Source organism: Fulvitalea axinellae (assembly GCF_036492835.1).
Taxonomy (GTDB): Bacteria; Bacteroidota; Bacteroidia; order Cytophagales; family Cyclobacteriaceae; genus Fulvitalea; species Fulvitalea axinellae.
This window is the reverse complement of record NZ_AP025314.1, coordinates 2,574,650-2,594,472: the sequence shown is the minus strand read 5'-3', so window position 1 is coordinate 2,594,472 and position 19,823 is coordinate 2,574,650. Positions and strand designations below refer to the sequence as shown.

14 protein-coding genes are annotated in these 19,823 nt (G+C 40.8%); 9 read left to right on the top strand and 5 right to left on the bottom strand.

All coding sequences use genetic code 11. From position 1 onward, the window contains the following. Positions 1-3 precede the first annotated feature (3 nt). The 5 genes from AABK39_RS09955 to bioD all read left to right on the top strand — a co-directional run bounded on the left by AABK39_RS09955 (position 4) and on the right by bioD (position 4,451). Positions 4-1,176 carry an aminotransferase class I/II-fold pyridoxal phosphate-dependent enzyme gene (locus tag AABK39_RS09955; protein WP_338391189.1) on the top strand — a complete coding sequence of 391 codons (1,173 nt, stop codon included), beginning with the start codon at positions 4-6 and terminating at the stop codon, positions 1,174-1,176. 104 nt (positions 1,177-1,280) lie between these two features. Next, the gene (locus AABK39_RS09950; protein ID WP_338391188.1) at positions 1,281-2,198 is read left to right on the top strand and encodes a universal stress protein; all 918 of its coding nucleotides are present in this window, start codon (positions 1,281-1,283) and stop codon (positions 2,196-2,198) included. 86 nt (positions 2,199-2,284) lie between these two features. Further along, the gene (locus tag AABK39_RS09945; protein WP_338391187.1) at positions 2,285-2,956 is read left to right on the top strand and encodes a DUF452 family protein; all 672 of its coding nucleotides are present in this window, start codon (positions 2,285-2,287) and stop codon (positions 2,954-2,956) included. 35 nt (positions 2,957-2,991) lie between these two features. Next, positions 2,992-3,759 (top strand): methyltransferase domain-containing protein, encoded by a 768-nt coding sequence (locus AABK39_RS09940; protein ID WP_338391186.1) that lies wholly within the window; start codon positions 2,992-2,994, stop codon positions 3,757-3,759. After that, the gene (gene bioD, locus AABK39_RS09935) at positions 3,756-4,451 is read left to right on the top strand and encodes a dethiobiotin synthase (RefSeq protein WP_338391185.1); all 696 of its coding nucleotides are present in this window, start codon (positions 3,756-3,758) and stop codon (positions 4,449-4,451) included. Before AABK39_RS09940 ends, bioD begins: the two co-directional genes overlap by 4 nt. 21 nt (positions 4,452-4,472) lie before the next feature. Here bioD and AABK39_RS09930 read toward each other — a convergent pair whose 3' ends face one another. The 3 genes from AABK39_RS09930 to polX all read right to left on the bottom strand — a co-directional run bounded on the left by AABK39_RS09930 (position 4,473) and on the right by polX (position 7,878). Next, positions 4,473-4,841 carry a hypothetical protein gene (locus AABK39_RS09930; protein WP_338391184.1) on the bottom strand — a complete coding sequence of 123 codons (369 nt, stop codon included), beginning with the start codon at positions 4,839-4,841 and terminating at the stop codon, positions 4,473-4,475. A 268-nt stretch (positions 4,842-5,109) separates the two neighbouring features. Beyond that, on the bottom strand, positions 5,110-6,123 hold the full coding sequence (locus AABK39_RS09925; RefSeq protein ID WP_338391183.1) for a glycosyltransferase family 9 protein: 1,014 nt from the start codon (positions 6,121-6,123) through the stop codon (positions 5,110-5,112). 42 nt (positions 6,124-6,165) lie between these two features. Continuing rightward, positions 6,166-7,878, bottom strand: coding sequence for a DNA polymerase/3'-5' exonuclease PolX (gene polX, locus AABK39_RS09920; RefSeq protein ID WP_338391182.1), 1,713 nt, complete (start codon positions 7,876-7,878; stop codon positions 6,166-6,168). A 222-nt stretch (positions 7,879-8,100) separates the two neighbouring features. Here polX and AABK39_RS09915 point away from each other — a divergent pair, with 222 nt between their 5' ends. Beyond that, complete coding sequence (locus AABK39_RS09915; protein ID WP_338391181.1) at positions 8,101-9,660, top strand: hypothetical protein; 1,560 nt, start codon at positions 8,101-8,103, stop codon at positions 9,658-9,660. Here the strand turns inward: AABK39_RS09915 and AABK39_RS09910 are convergent. Continuing rightward, the gene (locus AABK39_RS09910; protein ID WP_338391180.1) at positions 9,657-13,628 is read right to left on the bottom strand and encodes a two-component regulator propeller domain-containing protein; all 3,972 of its coding nucleotides are present in this window, start codon (positions 13,626-13,628) and stop codon (positions 9,657-9,659) included. The two genes, AABK39_RS09915 and AABK39_RS09910, sit on opposite strands and share 4 nt — an antisense overlap. A gap of 156 nt (positions 13,629-13,784) precedes the next feature. Between AABK39_RS09910 and AABK39_RS09905 the strand changes: the two genes are divergently transcribed. From AABK39_RS09905 to serA, 3 genes are all read left to right on the top strand, one after another. After that, positions 13,785-14,306, top strand: coding sequence for a YbhB/YbcL family Raf kinase inhibitor-like protein (locus AABK39_RS09905; protein WP_338391179.1), 522 nt, complete (start codon positions 13,785-13,787; stop codon positions 14,304-14,306). A 246-nt stretch (positions 14,307-14,552) separates the two neighbouring features. Next, positions 14,553-15,797, top strand: coding sequence for a serine hydrolase domain-containing protein (locus AABK39_RS09900; RefSeq protein WP_338391178.1), 1,245 nt, complete (start codon positions 14,553-14,555; stop codon positions 15,795-15,797). A 98-nt stretch (positions 15,798-15,895) separates the two neighbouring features. Then, on the top strand, positions 15,896-17,779 hold the full coding sequence (serA, locus tag AABK39_RS09895) for a phosphoglycerate dehydrogenase (protein ID WP_338391177.1): 1,884 nt from the start codon (positions 15,896-15,898) through the stop codon (positions 17,777-17,779). Between the two features lie 87 nt (positions 17,780-17,866). Here the strand turns inward: serA and dnaB are convergent, their stop codons facing one another. After that, entirely contained in the window at positions 17,867-19,441 is a 1,575-nt protein-coding gene (dnaB, locus tag AABK39_RS09890) for a replicative DNA helicase (protein ID WP_338391176.1), read from the bottom strand. Positions 19,442-19,823 lie beyond the last annotated feature (382 nt).

Sequence of the window (19,823 nt, the reverse complement as noted above, 5' to 3'; positions counted from 1 at the left end):
GTCATGCCAAATTTTGATGATTACAGAAGCGAGTTAGAGCTTCTGAATAACACTGGTATGATGCGGAGTCTACGAACTTTGGGCAGAGGCGAAAACGGACTCGCTTTTGTCGAAGGAACTCCCCTAGTCAATCTCTGCTCGAATGATTACCTCAGTTTTGCGGAGGACAAGAACTTACACGCCGAGTTTTATTCCCAGATGTCGGAAGCGAATATTTTGGACGGTTACGGCTTGGGATCCGCTTCATCCAGACTTTTGTCGGGGAACCATCCCGCCTACGAAGAAGCGGAAAGGTATATAGGCAAATTGTACGGGAAGCCGTGTTTGCTTTTTAACAGCGGTTATCACGCCAATATAGGAATCTTGCCTGCTCTCAGTAAAAAAGGCGACCTTATTCTTTCCGATAAACTGAATCACGCAAGTATAATTGACGGCCTTAGGTTGAGCGATGCGAATTTTGTCAGGTATAGGCATTTGGACTATGCGCATTTGGAATCGATTCTCGAAAAGAAAAGGCACTTGTACAAAAGGGTGTTTATCGTAACGGAATCGATTTTTAGTATGGATGGGGATCTCGCCGATTTGAAAATCTTGGCGGAAATTAAAGAAAGGTTTGACGCCTTGCTTTATGTCGATGAAGCGCACGCTTTGGGAACCCGAGGAAAAAATGGATTGGGCTTGGCGGAGGAGCAAAATGTCTTGGAAAAGATTGATTTGCTTGTGGGGACTTTCGGAAAGGCTGTGGCAAGTGCTGGAGCTTTTGTCTGTTGCGCGCCCGTTCTTCGGGATTACCTGATCAATAAGTCGAGATCCCTTATATTCACGACGGCTTTGCCACCTGTTATTCCGCATTGGATCCGTTTTGTGTTCCAGAAATGCGTGGAGGCAACCGAAAGGAGATCTCTTTTGGAGAAAAAATCGAACCGATTAAGGGAAGCCGTCAGGAATTTGGGCTTTCCCATGCCTTCCGAGTCAAACATAATACCCGTAATTCTTGGCGAAAGCGACAAGTGTGTCTCGATAGCGGAAAAAGCCATGGAAGATGAGCTTTTGGTTTTACCGGTACGCCCTCCCACCGTTCCCAAAGGAACATCAAGATTGCGGATATCCGTATGCGCAAAGACTCCCGATCCGGCTTTGGACAAACTTATTGCCTGTATACAAAACGGTTCTTAGGTTTGTTAACAAACAGCTTATTTTTTGGAGTTTTTCATTATATTTAGACAAGACAAAACGAGTATAATGTTGAACGCCTTCAAACTGCCCAGACGGGAATCGCTATGAGCCTGGAAATAAAAAAAATCATGATCGCCCTGGATCTGAGCGACATGGACCAACAATTGTTCGAATATGCCCTAATTCTTTCAGAGAATATTAAGCTGGACCATATTTATCTAGTGCATATCGTCAAGAGTTTTGACGATCTTGACGAGTCCGAAAAGGAAGGTGACCCCTCATTGCCTGTAGATGAGGGAATGAAGAGGCTAATATCCGAAAAGGTTCCGGCGGAGTTGTCGAAAAGGGCCGAGATACATATAGAAATCCATGAAGGACCAACGATTAAGTCTTTGCTAAGATGGAGCAAATTCAAGGATGTTGACCTACTGGTAATCGGTCATAAACAGGATAAGTATCACGAAGATTATCTTCCGGCGCAAGTTGCTAATTTTTCGAAGTGCTCCGTGACGCTTGTCCCTGAGGTTTTCCCAAAAGAGCTTCGCCGTATTTTAATTCCTGTTGACTTCTCCGAACATGCTGGGTTTGCCGTAAAGGCCAGTTTGTTTGTCTCAAAGCACAAAGAAGAAAATCCCGAAATCAAGCTGATAAATATTTACGAAGTGCCGTCGGGATATCATACGATAGGTAAATCTTTTGATGAGTTCGCCAATATCATCCGTACTCAACATGAAAAGGAATTTGAGGATTTCGTTAAGAAAAATGATTTTGAGAAAGAAGAGTTGAAGTGTGAGTATATCCTTGACCAAAAAGGAAACATAGCGCAGGCCATTGCTGACTACGCCCAAGAAAATGAGGTGGACGTTATCGTAATCGGAGCCAAAGGGCGGACACATCTAGCCTCGATGCTAATCGGAAGTGTGGCGAAGAAACTAATCCAGATTTCCAGCCGTTTGCCTGTAGTGGTTATAAAGCAAAAAGAAGACGAATACAATTTGATAGATGGACTTTGGGACATCTAAACCAAGCTTGTATTTTTGTGTCGATAAAAAAATTGAAAATGGGAGGTCTGAATCATACGGGCCTCCCAATTTAATCTGGCACAGAGATGAAAACCTTTTGGCTTCATAACAATAATAACGATAAGATTATACTTTTTTTCGCTGGATGGGGCCAAGATCCCGAGCCGTTCCTCCCTCTCCCCTCCGACAGTTACGACGTGTTGATGGCTTACGATTATGCCGAAGGGAATCCAAAGATAGATTTGCGAGAGATTGTCACAGGGTATAGGGAAGCTTACCTAGTTGGCTGGTCCATGGGCGTATGGTTTGCGCAGGAAGCCGTAATCGGTAATGAGGACCTATTCGACGGTAAGTTTGCGGTAAACGGAACCCTCAACCCTTTGGATGACGAATTCGGTATTCCACCGAAGATTTTTCAGGGCACATATTTAGCCTTTTCGGAAGTTACCAGAAAGAAATTTTTTCAGAGAATGTGCTATAAATCGGCGGGTGCGTCTCTTTTCTTCGATCATTCTCCAAAGAGAGATCTTGATAGCCAAAAAGCGGAATTGAAATTTATGTTGGACGTGTCGAAAGAAGATCCGCAGAAGAGAAATATATTTTCCAAAGCGATAATCGGAGAAAACGACCTGATATTCCCTAGTCAGAACCAGAAAAACTATTGGGAAGGAAAAGTCGAAACAATTTCGATGGACCAGCCCCATTTTCCTTTTTACGCTTGGCCTTCGTGGGATGAATTCCTCCGTGTTTTTTCGTAAATTGGTGTTATTGGTCACGTGACGAAGGAATTGTGATGAATATTTGTGTAGATAAACAGCGGGTAAAGGAAAGTTTTTCCATTGGTGCCCGAACATATGACCGGAACGCTGAGGCTCAACTCAAAATTGTCCGGAATTTTTTAGGATTACTCAAGTCCAGAGTCTCTCCCGATGATTTTCGCTGTACAATGGAATTTGGTTGCGGAACAGGATTTCTGACCAAAAGGATTATTTCGGAATACTCTCCGCAGTCATTTTACCTTAATGATTTGGTGGAGTTTTGCGTAAATGAATTGGAAAAGTTATATCCAGTTATAACGCCAATGTCTGGTGACGCCGAATGTCTTGATCTGCCAAATGGTCTGTCATCTGCCGTAAGCGCTTCTACGGTACAGTGGTTTGATGATTTTCAAGGATTCACTGAAAAGATCCATAAGGCTCTTGTTCCGAACGGCCTTTTTGCCTTTACCTCGTTTGGTCCGGGAAATTTTACAGAAATAAGAAGTTTGTCTGGAAAGGGTCTCAATTACCTTTCCGAAGATCGGGTTTGTAAAATTCTGGAAGAAAAAGGGTTTGAGGTTTTACACTCGTCAGCTGAAACACTTATGTATGAGTTTGAGTCACCGGTCGCAGTGTTAAGGCACATGAAGTATACGGGGGTGAACGCTACAGCTAGCAAGAGAAGTGGAAGTACGGGTATAGGGCCGTTTAGGCAGAATTATATTAAGCAATACCCTTACGGACAAGGAGTGGCCCTGACGTTTAACCCTCTCTATTTTATCGCTCGAAAAAGAGAAAAATGAAAGACAATATAGTTTTTATAACGGCAATAGATACAGACGCTGGGAAGACATTTGCCACTGGTGTTCTGGCAAAGCAGTATAAAGATCAGGGGATAAACGTAATAACCCAGAAACTTTCGCAAACGGGTTGTGTCGGGATTTCTGAAGATATTCTCAAGCATCGTGAATTGATGGATATACCTGTTCAGGAAGTGGACAAAAGTGGTCTGACGTGCCCCTATGTATTCACTTTTCCGGCTTCTCCGCACTTAGCGGCCGAAATGGATGGTTTTGAAATTGATCCAAAGAAAATAACGCAATCTACTGAAGAACTTTCGGATCAATATGAATTGGTACTTGTGGAGGGTGTCGGTGGTTTACATGTTCCCATAACAAGGGATCTTTCTTTATTAGATTATCTGGAGGAACGGAAATACCCTTTGATTTTGGTGAGTTCAGCCAAATTGGGAAGCGTAAACCATACTTTGATGTCTTTGGAATTGGCAAAAACCAGAGGTATAGAAGTTATCGGAATCATTTATAACAGACATCCTGAGTCTCCGGAGCCTATAGCGAAGGACTCAAAAAGAATATTTGCGGATTATCTTAAGAGGTTCGGTTTCGAAAATGCTTTTATCGCTGATTTGCCCATAATCGAATCAGGCGAAGATTTGAGAATATCAAATCTACCCTTGGCTAGCGAACTTGTCTAAAAAATCCTTACGGATTCGACATTATCCAATAATGTCGAATCCGTAAGACTTGGCTACTTTTACCGTATCCTTGTGGACCTCCAAAGACCCAAGAAACCCGGAAATGCCTGAATCAATTTGTTTCAGCACCGTTTCGTATCGAGCGATTGGCACCGCAATACGAATTAGGGCAACGGGGCCATTTGAGTAATAAACCCTCCTGAAGTCTTCCAATTCCAGTTTAATAGAATCCTCTAGATAAGAGGCTAAGTCGGAAACCCCATTATCCTTATTTCCCGATCCTTGGAAAATTGTTGAAATCTCAAAAATTACTTTTCGAGTAGTAACTTTAATAATAAACAATACCTCCTGGTGATACGTGGAGGAATATCTCTTTTCGAGCCTTACCATTAAATATTTAAGTTTTTAACCTTGAGTTACCCAGAAGAAGGCTTTTGTTTGAAATTAAAAGAAAACCACACACCCAATTTTTAAAAAGGAATTTTAAGGAAGCCTCCTTCCAGTTAATTTTTTCTTGTTTTCCTACATCAAAGGTAGGTAATAATTCAAAGAAAACATTTTCATTTAATATAAAAATCACTGTTTTCAATAGAAATGCTCTTTAAAACATTCAATTAATTGTCGTTTTCGTAATTCACATTGCATTGAAACATGAGAATTAGGGCAGGTAGAAGTCGAATTTCTGGTCTTTCATACATCTGAAATGGCCTTTAGGACATTCATTATAACCTAATTTGGAACATGGCCGGCAGTTTAGACCCTTAACTTCAAAGACAGTGAATTTTGTACGGTAAGGATACATTCCTAATTCAGGTGTTGTATTCCCCCAGATTGAATATATTTCTTTTTTAAAAGCTGCGGCGATATGCATTAATCCCGTGTCGTGAGTGAATACGCAACGGGAAGCCTTTACTAAAGCCGCTGAGCGATGTAGATTGAATTTTCCGCAAGCATTAAATATTTGCGTTTTCTTACCCAATTCTGCAAGGGTATCTTCCTTTTGTTTATCGAGTTCGGCTTTAAAGAAAGCTTCGATTTGCTCCCCTACCTCAACATCTTCTTTTCCGCCAAGTAATACTATAGGTTTCGCTATTTGATCGCAGAGTTGAATAAGCTTTTCGGTAGGTAACCGTTTTGTGGAAAACGAAGCTCCAACGACTACAGCCACAAATTCTTTTCTGTGACTTTCAGGGAGCCACTTCGGGTCATATACGTCATTTTCAGGAATGAAATAATCAAGCCCCAAAGTGTCCATTTTTACTCCAAGAGGCTGAACGGCATCCATATACCTATCGACTATATGCCTATTTGGCATAACATCCATCTTCAAATGGACATAAAGCCACTTTTTGAGATTCAGTTTATCAAATGTGGAGGACTTTACTCCTAGCCTAGCTTTGATAATCATCGTTCTCAAGTTATTGTGGAGATCAACCACATAATCGAATTTCTCCTTCTTTAATTCATTTACCAGATCACCTAAACGGTTGCCTAGCGTATGAACTTTATCGATATAAGGATTCTCTTCAAGGATTCCCGCAAATTGTTTTTTTGTGCAAAAATGAATTTCCGCATCATCCAATTGGGTTTTCAGAGTTCTTGGTACAGGTGTAGTTAATACGATATCACCAATGGATGAGAAACGGAGAATTAATATTTTTTTAGGACTCATGCTCTGCTAAATAAGGTCATCGGACTGTAAATAAATAATTAATTAGTTTACTGTCGCAATCCCCTTTTTTCTTTTATTAAAATAATCTTTTACATCGTTCAACGACAAAGTGTTGAACACTTGTTTTGCGGAAAGTCCCGCTTTTTGGGCCACTTTTATTCCGTAATGCATATCGTGGTAACCTGCGGTTTCATGTGCGTCCGGGTTTACGCTTAATAAAACGCCCTTTTGAATAGCGTAATTGATCCAGCGCCAATCAAGATCAAGTCGATGCGGATTGGCATTAATTTCTATAATTACATTATGCTCAGCACAGGCGTCAATGATTTTACGGTGATCAATAGGATACCCTTTTCGTTTTAATAGAATTCGCCCAGTAGGATGTCCTAAGATTGTTGTATATGGATTTTTGATTGCCGTTAATAAGCGTTCCGTCGCTTTTTGTTCATCCATTTCCAGACCGGAATGAATAGAGGCTACAACAAAGTCAAATTTTGCTAATGTGGAATCATCATAATCCAAAGATCCGTCTTGGAGAATATCTGATTCAATACCCTTAAAGATCGTAAACGGAGCCAATCGCTCATTCAGCGAATCGATTTCACGATGTTGTTTATCTATTCGGATTTCATCCAACCCGTTGGCGTAAAAAGCCGATTTACTGTGGTCACTCATTCCCACGTATTCCCAGCCCTGCTCTTTTGCGTAAACAGCCATTGTTTCCAATGTATCCGCTCCATCACTATAGCTTGAGTGATTATGAAGGGGGCCACGTAAATCTTCGTAATTAATCATTTCAGGGATACTCCCTGATTTGGAAAACTCAAATTCCAAATAATTCTCACGTAAAGCGGGAGGAATAAACGGAAGCCCAACTCTTTCGTAATATTCGATTTCCGATAATCCTGGAAACTCTAAAGTCGTCTCATAAAGTGATTTTCCAGTTTCACCAATATGCATTAAATGGCTTTCAGAACCAGTTTCTTTTAATAACGAAGCACCAAGGCTAGTTTTATTTATGAATTTTAGTGAGACTAAAAGTCCATTTTCGATAAGCTTGCCACGCCATACAAATGGACCCGATTTGGATTCGCTTTTTTCCAAGGATTCAATACTGGATAAATATTTAGAGACGTTTTTCGGGTTCTCAGTAACGTGAACGAATGTCAATTCCGTTATCACTTCGCATTGTCGTCTAAACTCACCTACTATGATCGTTTCGTTTTCAGGAAATTCGGAGTCTAAAGTTTCTATAATCTGCTTGGCAAAAGCTTCGGCGTGAGCGTAAAAAACTTTGCCCTCGTTCGCTCTTAAAAACCGGATTGATTCTAAAATTTTCTGCTCTGTTTTCGAGGCAAAGCCTTTTAGTTGTGCAACCTCTCCGGCAATACAAGCTTTTTCTAAAGCAGGCAAATTATCAATATCCGCCTCTTGCCACAAGACTCGGATTTTCTTTGCGCCGACTCCCTTTATTGATAACATAGACAATACACCGGCAGGAGTTCTTTGCATTAGTTCGTCGTGACTCGGAAATCCACCTGTTGACATTGCGGTTTCAAGATTCTCCAGCATTCCTTTTCCGAATCCCGTTTTCTCTTTCCTTTCCTCCGCAGACATTTCCCTAAGAGGGCTTCCGATATTTTCCAATGTGAAAATAGCGTTGTTATAACCGCGGACTTTGAAAGGGTTTTCACCGTGTAATTCCGCCAACTTAGCGGTATTCCTAAATAGGGAGATAATTTCTTTGTTTGTCAAAGCGGAAGAGTTTTGGGGTGAATATGTTTATTGTAGGCGACTTGGTAGCTGTGAAATTGTCTAGCCCAAAGATATCCATTCCTCACCGGAAAAGACGCCAGCAAATATTTTTTTTAGACGCAAAGTCAGAAGCGGTTTTAGACGTATTGAATTATATAAAAAAAAGCGTATTTTTTACTTTAAAAGATCACTACCGCAAACCATTACCGTAATCGCCTCGTTATGCTTAGCCTTAATATCATTTCATGGAATCCACATTTGAAAGCGATCGTATTTATTCTTCTGGTGTATTCTTTATTCCGTCCAGGGAATACCTTTGCCCAGTCTTTATCCATTAGCCAATTAGAGCATTATGAACAGGAACTGTTTATGCTGGAAGAGGAGGACGTAATTATTCATCCAGATGACAATAATGGTTTTTTTGTATTCTTTCAGGAAACAAAAGATGCTCGGGTCTATGACAATCGTTGGAGGATAACTTGGCTAGACACAGAGTTGACCCCATCTCCACCACTTAGAGTAGAATTTGATTCGGAATTTAAGTTGATTGCCCATGATGTACACAAAGGTTTGCTCAGGTTATTGTTGATTGACGAAAGCCGTAAAGACGAATACCTTTTGACATCAATTGATAGGAGGAGAAGGATATCTAGTGATATTAAATTTAAGTTACCGTTTTTAATCGACTTCACTCATTTTGAGTTTGTGGGAAACCATTTGTTAATGGGCGGAAAAATCAATTACCTACCGAATGTGACGTTGTTAGATCTAAGTACAAAAAAACTGGTCACTGCCCAAGGGTTAAATCTTCGGAAAACGGAATTGGAAAGAATTCAAGTGGATGATTCAGAAAACACTTTTTCAGTTATTCTGAATGAGATAGGCGCAAATGGGAAACATATTTATAAAAAATTCTCGGAAACGGGAAAGGTACTTAAAACACACAAGATTTCTGACCGGGGGGAGTTTAATTTGATGGATGTAAGAAGTATCGAACTCGATACCGCAATGGTTTTTACCGGGACCTACAGTCACGGTTATTCAAAACTAGAAAGCCATGGGTTTTTCATGACCAAAATACTGCCAGGCGGACAGGAAATGTCCTTTTTTTATCCCTATGCCCTTCTCGACAACTATTTTTCTTATATGCCTGAAAAAAAGCGATGGAAGAATAAAGCAAAAGTAATGTCAAAAGCTCAAAACGGAAAACCGTTGAGATATGGGCGAAACTATTTATTTCATAAGCCAATGATCGGAAACGGTCAAATTACCTTATCGGCCGACGGTTATTATTCAGTAAAAAATTCGTCGTCCGTTTATCAAGGCAGTCCTGCTCAATATAAATTGCAGTATGTTCATACACTATTGGCACAGGTGGATTTGGCGACAGGAAAAACACTTTGGGACACCTCTTTGGAATACGATAAATATACGTCATCATATATTCCAGAACAGATATCAGCAAGATCAACTGTTCAAGCTGATTCGACGATAAGCATATTAGCTTTAGAACTTGGCAAAATCGTTACGGTAACATCACGGGGAAGCCTTTACAAAAAGAAAGATCGTATTACTCTTCGAACCAACCGGAATTCTGTAGTTAAAACGGAGAAAGAAATGCGGAACAGACGTTTTGGTATTTATGAGTTTGCCGGAAAATACGCTTATGTTTTTGGCGTGCATGAAACAGTAAATGAACTGAAGACCGAAGGGAAAAAGCACAGACGAGTTTTTTTTATAAATAAATTAAGGTTTAATAAGGCGGTGGGTCCTATTTACTAATCTCTTGCGATCTCATTTTTGGTAGGGTTTGACACCAAATTCTCCCTATACTCTGACGGGGTAACTCCGTATTGATCCGTGAAGCATTTCCGGAAATATTTTGGAGTTTTCACCCCTACTTGCCAAGCGATTTCTTTAAGCTCCATTTCGGGGTGTGAGGTAATCATGTCCGCCGCTTTTCTCATCCGTACTTCCATAATTAATGCGTTGGGAGTTTTTCCAGTGATCGACTTTAATTTCCGATAAAATACCGCTCGGCTGACCCCTATCTCTTTGGCTAAATTATCTACATTGATTTTTCCGTCAATTTGCGATTCTATCATATTAAGTAATTGACTCATAAGCGCATTCTGCGGAGTTTGCTTTATAGGTTCAGGAGCGTCTCCTTTTATGCTTTCTCGCATTTTAATCCAAGATTTCTTTCTTGTATTAAGGATATTTCTCACTTTCAGTCTCAATAAAGATGAATCGAAAGGTTTTGCGACAAAGTCGTCCGCACCGGCACTGAGGTTTTCATATCTGCTTTCTTCCGATGTTTTTGCGGTAAGCATAAGAACAGGTATGTGATCTGTTCGAATATCGTTTTTAATTTTTGAGCAAAATTCTGTTCCGGACATTCCGGGCATCATCACATCACAAATAATACATTCAGGTATTTTTTCAAAAGCAATTTCAAGCGCCATTTCGGCATTATGAGCTTTAAGAACCACTGCTACCGAGTCGAGCACCCCTCCTACTAACTCTAAAATTTCGGGGTTATCATCAACAATTAAGACAATTGGAGCGCTTTCATCTTTTTCGTTTGAAATAGGTTCAATGAATTCTGTTTCTGCTTCATATTCTGAAGTTGGTTCTATTGTGACTTTTTCCCCTTTTACGGTTTTCATAGGAATTATGAGAGTAAATTCAGTTCCTAATCCTACTTCTGAGGTGACGGCAATATGGCCGTTGTGCGCTTGTATGATTTTTTGGGTTAAAGCCAAACCTATTCCTGATCCCCCGGAATCGCCTTTATAAAAACGCTCGAAGATTCGATGGCTTTCCGTTTTATCCATCCCCTTCCCACTATCACTTATCTTTGCGATTAGTTTTCTATTATCCTCATTCAATCGAATTCGGACATGTTGACCAGGGTTCGAATATTTTAAAGCGTTTCCAATGAGGTTGAAAAATGCTTTTTCCATCATCCGAACATCTACAGCCACTTCTGCTTTTTCCATGTTCGTTTCCAAAACTAGCCCCACTCCTTTTATTGAGAAATAACTTTCGAAAAATGTCTTTATGCGCTTTACAAATTCAACAAAATCTATATTCGCCAATTCCGGCTCTTCCACTCCTGATTCCATTCTTCTGAAATCCATCAACTCGTCAACTAAAATCCGCAGTCGACGTGTATTCCGTAATGCGCCTTCAAGTGTTCTGTTACCTTTTTCTTTTTGGGACAATTCATCCAATAAACCCGAAATCATTGTTAATGGAGTCCGAAACTCATGGGAGATATTCGTGAAGAATCGTAGTTTGGCTTGGTGTAATTCCTCCGATTTCTCCTTCTCAATAGTTTCTAACTGAAGGCGATGCTTAATCTTTATAATACCTAACCTGTTTCTTATAAAAAGCCCAGTGATTATAATAACGATTAAGATGTAAAAGGCATAAGCCCATCTACTTAGGTAAAAAGGGGGATAAACTTCAATTGGTATGGAAATTTCGTTTTTGGCTGGCAAACCGTCATTATTCCAAGCTTTGACTTTAAAGACATATTCCCCTGCAGATAATTGAGAATAAGACGCAACTCTTGTAACATTAGCCTTTTGCCATTTGGAATCGTAGCCCTCCAACATATACTCGAATTGGTTATTATTTGGTCTAAAGTAATTCAAGCATGTAAACCCGAACGAGATATTGTTATATGGGTAATTAAGTTCAATTAAGTTTTTGGGGTGCCATTGAGTCTTTGTTCCTGGAATTGTGTCACCTTCACTTATTGGTACCTCATTTACCTTTATTGTTTTTAAATGAAGAGGGGCTTGGTAAGAGTTTTTCTGAAAGGATTTTCCTGAAAAAGAAACCAATCCATTCCTAGTCCCGATCATTACGGTTTCGTTCCTAGTAATGAATAATGCGTTTTCAATAGGTTCTAATAATGGTGCCCCATTTAGTGAGGAATATTCTTCAAAACTCTTTTCATACGTATTATATCGTAATAGGAATTTATCTGTTAATATCCATAAAATGGAATCGACATTCTGTTTTACGGAAAAAACGTCTATTTCCTTATATTTCGATGTTTTTCCTATCCATTCAAACTTTCCTTTTTTTAAATCGAGCTTGTTGAGCCCTTTTTTTGTCCCAATCCAAATGGTATTGTCTTTAACCCCTTGAGTTATACAGTTTATAGCATTATTGCTCAAATCGGAATTTGGGAATAGGGCTCTTTCAGGTGTTTGTTGAGTATCGGGCAAAAGACTATAAAGCCCTCCATTTGTCCCTATCCATAGTTTTTTTCTCGTTTTATCAAACATTAAACTTGTGGAAAAGGCATGTTTAAGGATTTGCTCCCCAAGGAGTTTAGAGTTTTCAGAAATCCGGTATCTCCATACACCATTTGGCGAGCTTAGATACATGTATTCCCCTCCGTTAACTATATCTGTTGCATCACGATTTTTATATGAAAGAGGGAGAAGGGTTAACCTATCTGTTTTTGGGGAATAGATATGTGTTCCTCCCATGAATGTACCTATCCAGATCCTGCCAAGACTATCTTTTTCTAATGCTTTGACATTATTATTCCTTAATCCTCTTTTTGTATCAATCGTTTTATTTGATTCAAAATCAAGAATATCTCCTCTCCTCCATTTAGCTCTGTTTACTCCTCCCCCTTCGGTCCCAATCCACAAGGTTTGTGAATCGACATCCTCAATGATTTCACCGACAACTGGAAAGCTTAGTCCGCTTCCTGAAGTTGTGAAATGACTGTAACGATCATTTAAAGGATGATGGATTGATAACCCTCCGAAATATGTGCCGGCCCATACAGCGCCCATTTTATCGGTAAATAAGGCATGAATTGATCCATGTGATAAACCACCGGGTCTTTCTGATCGATAATGACGGGTAAAGACGCCGTTACCTTCCGTAACATTGAGACCTAAAAATGTACCGACCCAGAGCCTTCCTTCGTTATCTTCAGTGATTTTGCGGACTGTGTTATTTGAAATACTTGAGGAGTCTGACTCATCATGGCGATACCAATCAAATGTTTGATTTTCGTTTCTTAAAACAAATAACCCTGAATTTCCAGCTAGCCACAAATTGTTACGGCTATCCATCAACATATCGTTTATTCGGCCAGAAATTTTGGAGCTTAAGATTTTCCTAGTAACGCTTCCTTTTGAATCCAGTTGGAAAATCCGGTTATTTGAATACGCCCATAGACTTCCGTCACCCCCATCCGCTACCCGTTCAATAGGGTGTGTTTCTTTTCTATTTATAATGTGAAAACCAGCTTCTTTTCTTTTAAGTAGATTCCCTCCCGCTAATAGAATTAATTCGCCTGTACTGCTAACAAATATTTCCTTTACACTCTCATTTTTACCGGATATGATCACAGGGACAGATTGAAAGGCCCCCGATTTATAAGAATATTTACACAGACCTCTTCCCGTTGATATCCAAATATCGCCATTAGGTTCGCAAGCAATGTCCAATATATGATTATTGGGAAGGCTATTTTCTTTTAGCTCATTAGCATAAAACGTTTCGAATGAATAACCGTCATATCGATTTAGGCCTTTCTGTGTTCCCACCCAAATATAGCCTCTTGAATCTTGGGAAATACAAGTCACAGAGCTCTGAGACAAGCCTTCTTTCACGCCTAAATTGACAAAATTCCGAAGACCTCCTCCTGCTATTGCTGGGAAATATTGGCATACAATTAGCCAAAAAACTAAAAATATATTAGCTCTCATACTCTTATTCTCTTCAAACAATTTCCCTTATCAAAAAACTAAATGCTTATCAAGATAAGAATAAATAGAAAAACAGTTCTGGTTTTAGGGATTCGTTAAAGTCCAAACTAACATCTCATTGTTTTTTCGAGTTGTCTTGAGATAAAGTATTGAACAATGAAAAAGAAACTGTCTTTAATAACCCTATTCTTCTTTGTTTCTATAGCTAGCGTTTTTGCTCAATTTCATGTTTCAAGCCCTGATCTTGTGAATGAAAGTGAAATGGCAAAAAAATACACATGTGATGGAGCGGACATTTCCCCTACTATAATATGGAAAAACCTACCTCCGACTACCTTGAGCATCGCTGTTCTTGTAGAGGACCCCGATGCGCCCAATGGTAGCTTCTGTCATTGGATCATTTATAATATCGAACCGAAATCTGGGGCATTACCTTCAGGGATCAAACCCGGAATATCACCAAAAGGAGAATTCAATCAAGGACAGAATGATTTTAGTGTGAAAGGTTATTCTGGACCATGTCCCCCAAAAGGAAAAACCCATCGATACATTTTTACGGTTTATGCGCTTGATTCTCTCTTACCAGATTATAGGCCCGTTGATGCTTCGGAATTTAAGCGTTTGATAAGCGATCATATTTTAGCGAAAGCTACTATAACAGGGTTATATAAAAAGTAAATATTACGATTTCTAAAAATATATTCTTTCTTCCTAGTTTATAATATAGCCTCTAATACAACTATTTTAATGAATAAACAAACTTTTATTAATCAATAACAATACATTATGTTAAATAGAATGCCATGAATTCACGCCTTTTGCATTGAGAGTTTATACAAGGTCTATTCGAATTCAATAAGGTTATTATGTTAAACAGATTGCCTGCAGCATCTTTTTTGCTTCTACGTCAGAAAAGACAAACTTATGCCCGCTTATATCATCTGGATACCTTTCACTCTTCTATTTTTTATCATTATAGGCTCCTACTTTCGTTCGATGCTACGGATCATTAGTGGCTTCAGCGCCAAACTGACGAATGGCGCTCTTTTCATATCCCAGCGCCCTATTGCCAATATCAGAGGCCAAGAGTTGTCCTTTTTCCCTGTAAATCTCGTCAAAATCCAAACTGATGGTCAGAACAAATCCGTTAGCGGGTCTTTCTTCAAGGTTAGCCGAAGTGTTCAATTCACTCCCGAAACTGGAGGGAAATTCATCTCATCCCCAGTCGCACACTCGCTACCTCCCCTCCCCTCTCCCCATAAGAACAAAGAAACAAAGGCTGAAGATTTTGCCGTTTTGGCTTTCAAACAGGGAGAATTAATCTTCGAGAAATATGCTATAGGTATCGATTCTAATACTAGATTGCCCGGATGGTCTGTAACGAAAAGTGTCATGAATGCTCTGGTCGGCATTGCTTCCAAACGATTTGGTTTTGACATACACAAACCTGTCCGGCCTTCGGAATGGTTAAAAGACGAAAGAAAAAATATTACTTGGGCTCATCTTTTAGAAATGTCGGACGGGCTGAAATGGCGAGAAAAATACGACAGAGTATCTGAAGTAAGTAGGATGTTGTACTTAAAAAACGACATGGCTTCCTACGCTTTAAGACAAAAATCCTCAAGAAAAGCCGGAAGCTATTGGAACTATTCTTCAGGGAGCTCTAATATACTTAGTTACCTACTTAAGCGTTTCTTCGCTAACGAAAACGAGTACTTACGTTTCCCTTACGAACACTTTTCATCTCAACTCGAAATGGATTCATTTTTCTTCGAAACCGACAATTCAGGCACTTTCGTAGGCTCATCATACGCTTGGGCTACCCCACGCGATTGGGCTAAATTTGGGTTAATGTATGCTAATGGAGGGGTATATAATGACAAAAGAATTTTAGACTCCAGCTGGGTAGATTACACTCGAAAACCGACACCTGCCTGCGCAACGGGAGAATACGGAGCTCACTTTTGGCTTAACGCATCTGTCAATGGAAAACAGAGCCTTCCCGGCGTCCCTGAAGATTTACTTTATTGCAAAGGCTTCCAAGGACAACGTATCTATATCATCAATTCGATGGACCTTGTCCTTTTACGTTTTGGAATTTCCCGAAAAAACAATTTTTCGGATTCGGAATTCCTCAGCAAGTATCTAAACAAACTTAAACACAGCTAAGAAAACATTATTTGATTCAAAATATGGCAAACCTTTCGTTTCATTGATATAAAATTCGCTATTTTTGAACATATTCATTAAACGCTTCGCAATACTCAATGGATGCCAATCAGTTTTTAATTATCGATTTCGACAGCACCTTCGTTAAAGGTGAGTCACTGGACATTTTGGCCCAGATTGTTGGCAAACGCCATCCGGACCCTGAAACTCTAGAAAATGAAATTATCGCCCTTACCTCCCGGGGAATGGACGGAAGTATTTCATTCGAAGACTCCATCAGAACCCGCCTTCAGCTCTTGAGTCCTCGTAAAGAGGAAATCGAGGAGCTTACCGAAATCTTGAAACAGGAAATCAGCGATTCTTTTCTTCGATCCAAAGAGTTTATCGAAAAGCATTCCGGTCAGATATATATTGTTTCCAGTGGGTTTAAAGAATTTATTTGCCCGGTGGTTGAGTCTTTCGGAATTCCTTCGGAACGTGTCTACGCCAACACATTTGTTTTCGACTACGAAGGAAATGCCATTGGCTTAGACCCAAGCAATCCGCTCGCAAAAGATGCCGGTAAAATCAAGGTTGTCGAACGCATGAACTTGCCCGGAAAGCGATATGTAGTAGGTGACGGATTTACCGATTATGAAATTCGCCAAGCGGGCCTTGCCGATCTGTTCTTCGCTTTTACGGAAAACGTTTCGCGTGAGAAAGTCAACAACTTGGCTGACCACGTAGTCAAAAGTTTCGAGGAAGTCCTAGAACTTATTCCGGACAGCAAGAACACATCCAAAGGCCTGAAAGTTCTTTTACTCGAAAACGTCAACCCTATCGCCGTTGAGCTTTTCCGTGACGCTGGTTACGAGGTTGAGTTGCTTGCAGGCGCGCTTGACGAAACTGAACTCAGTGAAAAAATCAAGGGTGTACATGTGTTGGGTATCAGGTCTAAGACCATGGTAACCAAAAAAGTGCTCGAAAACGCGGACAAACTTCTGGCTATCGGTGCTTTCTGTATAGGCACTAACCAGATCAATGTTCCCGCTTGCCAAGAGCTCGGAATTGCGGTCTTCAACGCTCCATACAGCAACACTCGTTCGGTTGTGGAACTTGCGATTGCCGAGATCATTTTATTGATGAGGAACCTGCCCGATTCCATTTTCAAAATGAAATCAGGAATTTGGAACAAATCAGCAAAAAACAGCTACGAAGTCCGCGGAAAGAAACTGGGTATTATTGGCTATGGCAGCATAGGGTCACAGCTTTCTATCCTAGCAGAAGGCTTGGGCATGCAGGTTTATTATTATGATGTACTCGAAAAACTCGCTCTCGGAAATGCGGTTAAGTGTACGTCATTAAACGAGCTTCTCGCTATTAGCGACGTGATCTCACTGCACGTAGACGGTCGTGCCAGTAACAAAAACCTGATCCGTGCCGAGCATTTTGACAAAATGAAGGACGGCGTTATTTTCGTAAACCTTAGCCGTGGACATGTTGTGGACATTGACGCTTTGTCTGAAAACGTAAAATCCGGAAAGGTAAGAGGCTGTGCGGTTGACGTCTTCCCTACTGAGCCTAAGACTAATCAGGAACCTTTTGAAAGTCTGCTTTCAAGCCTTCCAAACACTATTCTGACTTCGCACATCGGTGGTAGTACATTGGAGGCTCAGATCAATATCGCTAATTTTGTTCCGAACAAGATTATCGAATATATGCAAACCGGTTCTACTGCCAATAACGTCAGCTTGCCTGAGATTCAATTGCCGAAAATCAGTAACGCTCACCGCCTCGTACATATTCACGAGAATGTACCGGGTATGCTTGCCGAAGTAAACCAGATTTTCGCCAAACACAAGATCAACGTTTTGGGTCAGTACCTCAAGACAAACGAGAAGATCGGTTATATGATCACTTCCGTAGACAAGGCCTATGGAAACGAGGTTATTGAAGATCTGAAAAATATCGAGGGATCGATTCGACTTCGAGTACTTTATTAAGAAGAAGGAGCTCTATATTAAAAGAAAATCCCTTATCGCCATTTTGCGATAAGGGATTTTCTTTTTGATAATCAATCAAAGCGATTATTAGAATGGAGACTCTTCAGGTTTGAAATCATCAGGAAGGTCATCTCTTGAAGATTCTATAGTTTCATTTGCCCTACTCGGCAACATCACTACGCCTTTCTCCTCAAAGCCTCCGCTTTTTCCCTGCCCCAAAGATCTCGGCTCATTTTCACTTTTGCCTTTCTCCAGATCCTCGAATCTAGTGTATTTACCAACAAACCTAAGTTTGACATTCTCCAACGAACCGTTCCTGTGCTTGGCGATAATCACCTCACCCATTCCGCTCGTCGGGCCGAAATCATCTTCAGTAATTCCGTAATATTCCGGGCGGTAAAGGAACATTACCATATCGGCGTCCTGTTCTATCGATCCAGATTCACGCAAATCGGAAAGCTGTGGTCGTTTGTCTCCGCCACGGGTTTCCACCGCACGGCTAAGCTGCGAAAGCGCAATCACCGGAACGTTGAGTTCCTTGGCAAGTCCTTTCAAAGCCCTGGATATAGAGGCGATTTCCTGTTCACGGTTACCTTGCCCTCCAGATAGCTTTCCGGCGTCACCAGTCATAAGCTGAAGGTAGTCAATGATAATCAGCTGGATATCATGTTGCGCCTTAAGCCTTCGACACTTCGCCCTAAGTTCCAAAATTGAAAGCGCCGGAGTATCGTCAATAAAAATTGGGGCTTCTGTCAGCTTCGATGTTTTATGGACTAATTGCTCCCATTCGTAGTCGGCGAGGTTACCTTTCTTGAGTTTTTCCGATTCCAGTTCGGCTTCCGCAGAAATAAGACGGTTAACCAACTGGACGTTTGACATCTCCAAAGAGAAGATCGAAACCGGAATATTGAAGTCAACCGCTGCGTTTCTCAACACGGAAAGAACAAAAGCGGTTTTACCCATCGCAGGTCTCGCCGCAATAATAACCAAATCGGAAGGTTGCCAACCGGCCGTCACTTTGTCAAGCGCAGCCAATCCACTAGGCACACCGGTCAGACCATCTTTAAGTTTCTTTTTGGCTTCCAATTCGGCAATCGCCTGGCCCATAATCGAGCGCATATCCGACACGTTCTTTCGGATATTCGTGTTTGTCACTTCAAAAAGAGCGCGTTCCGTGTTGTCCAATAACGAGAATACGTCCGTTGTCTCTTCGTACGCCTCGTTTTGGATTTGTGTAGCGACGTGTATCAGTTCCCTCTTGATGGATTGTTCGGAAACGATCCTGGCGTGAAATTCAATATTGGCGGCAGAACTAACCCTACTAGTCAATTGGGACACGAAAAACGCACCGCCAACAGCCTCAAGCTTACCACGTTTGCGAAGCTTTTCGGTAACTGTCAAGATATCGACGGGTTCGGCCTCGTTAAAGAGTTCCAACACCGCCCTGTATATTTCCTGATGGCTGTCTTTATAAAAACTCTCGGGCCTCAGTATATCGACTACAGACGTCAAAGCCTCTTTTTCCAGCATCAACGCTCCCAGCACCACCTCTTCAAGTTCAAGCGCTTGGGGTGGCATTTTGCCCGGAACCCCCGGAAGCTCATTGCTCCTGCCCCCTGTAAAGGGTTTGCTTGTCACCGTCTGAATCGTATTGTCTTCCATCGATTTTTTTACTTGTACACAGTGAATGTTTCAGAATATCGAGAAACATCTGTTATCCGGGATCATTCCCGCTGTCTTGTCCCCCATCGGCTTTGGACAAATGCCAATCCCGCAGTAAAGGACATTACCTAACCCGCTTACCGCACATTTTTCGGACCGAAATCGGCCTTCCGGATATTTCCAGACACGATTTCAAAGCAGGTTTTGGTTGAGCTTTGCAATTTACGAAAGAAATCTCGAATTAAAGGAAGTTCCCACCCTTTATTCAGAGCCATTTTCAGGGCAATTTCAGTGGTTCGAAAACCACCTCGCCAAACACTTGAAACACTAAAAATATATGGAGCATCTACAAATCTTTTCCGTTTCTTAAATCGGGAAAGGG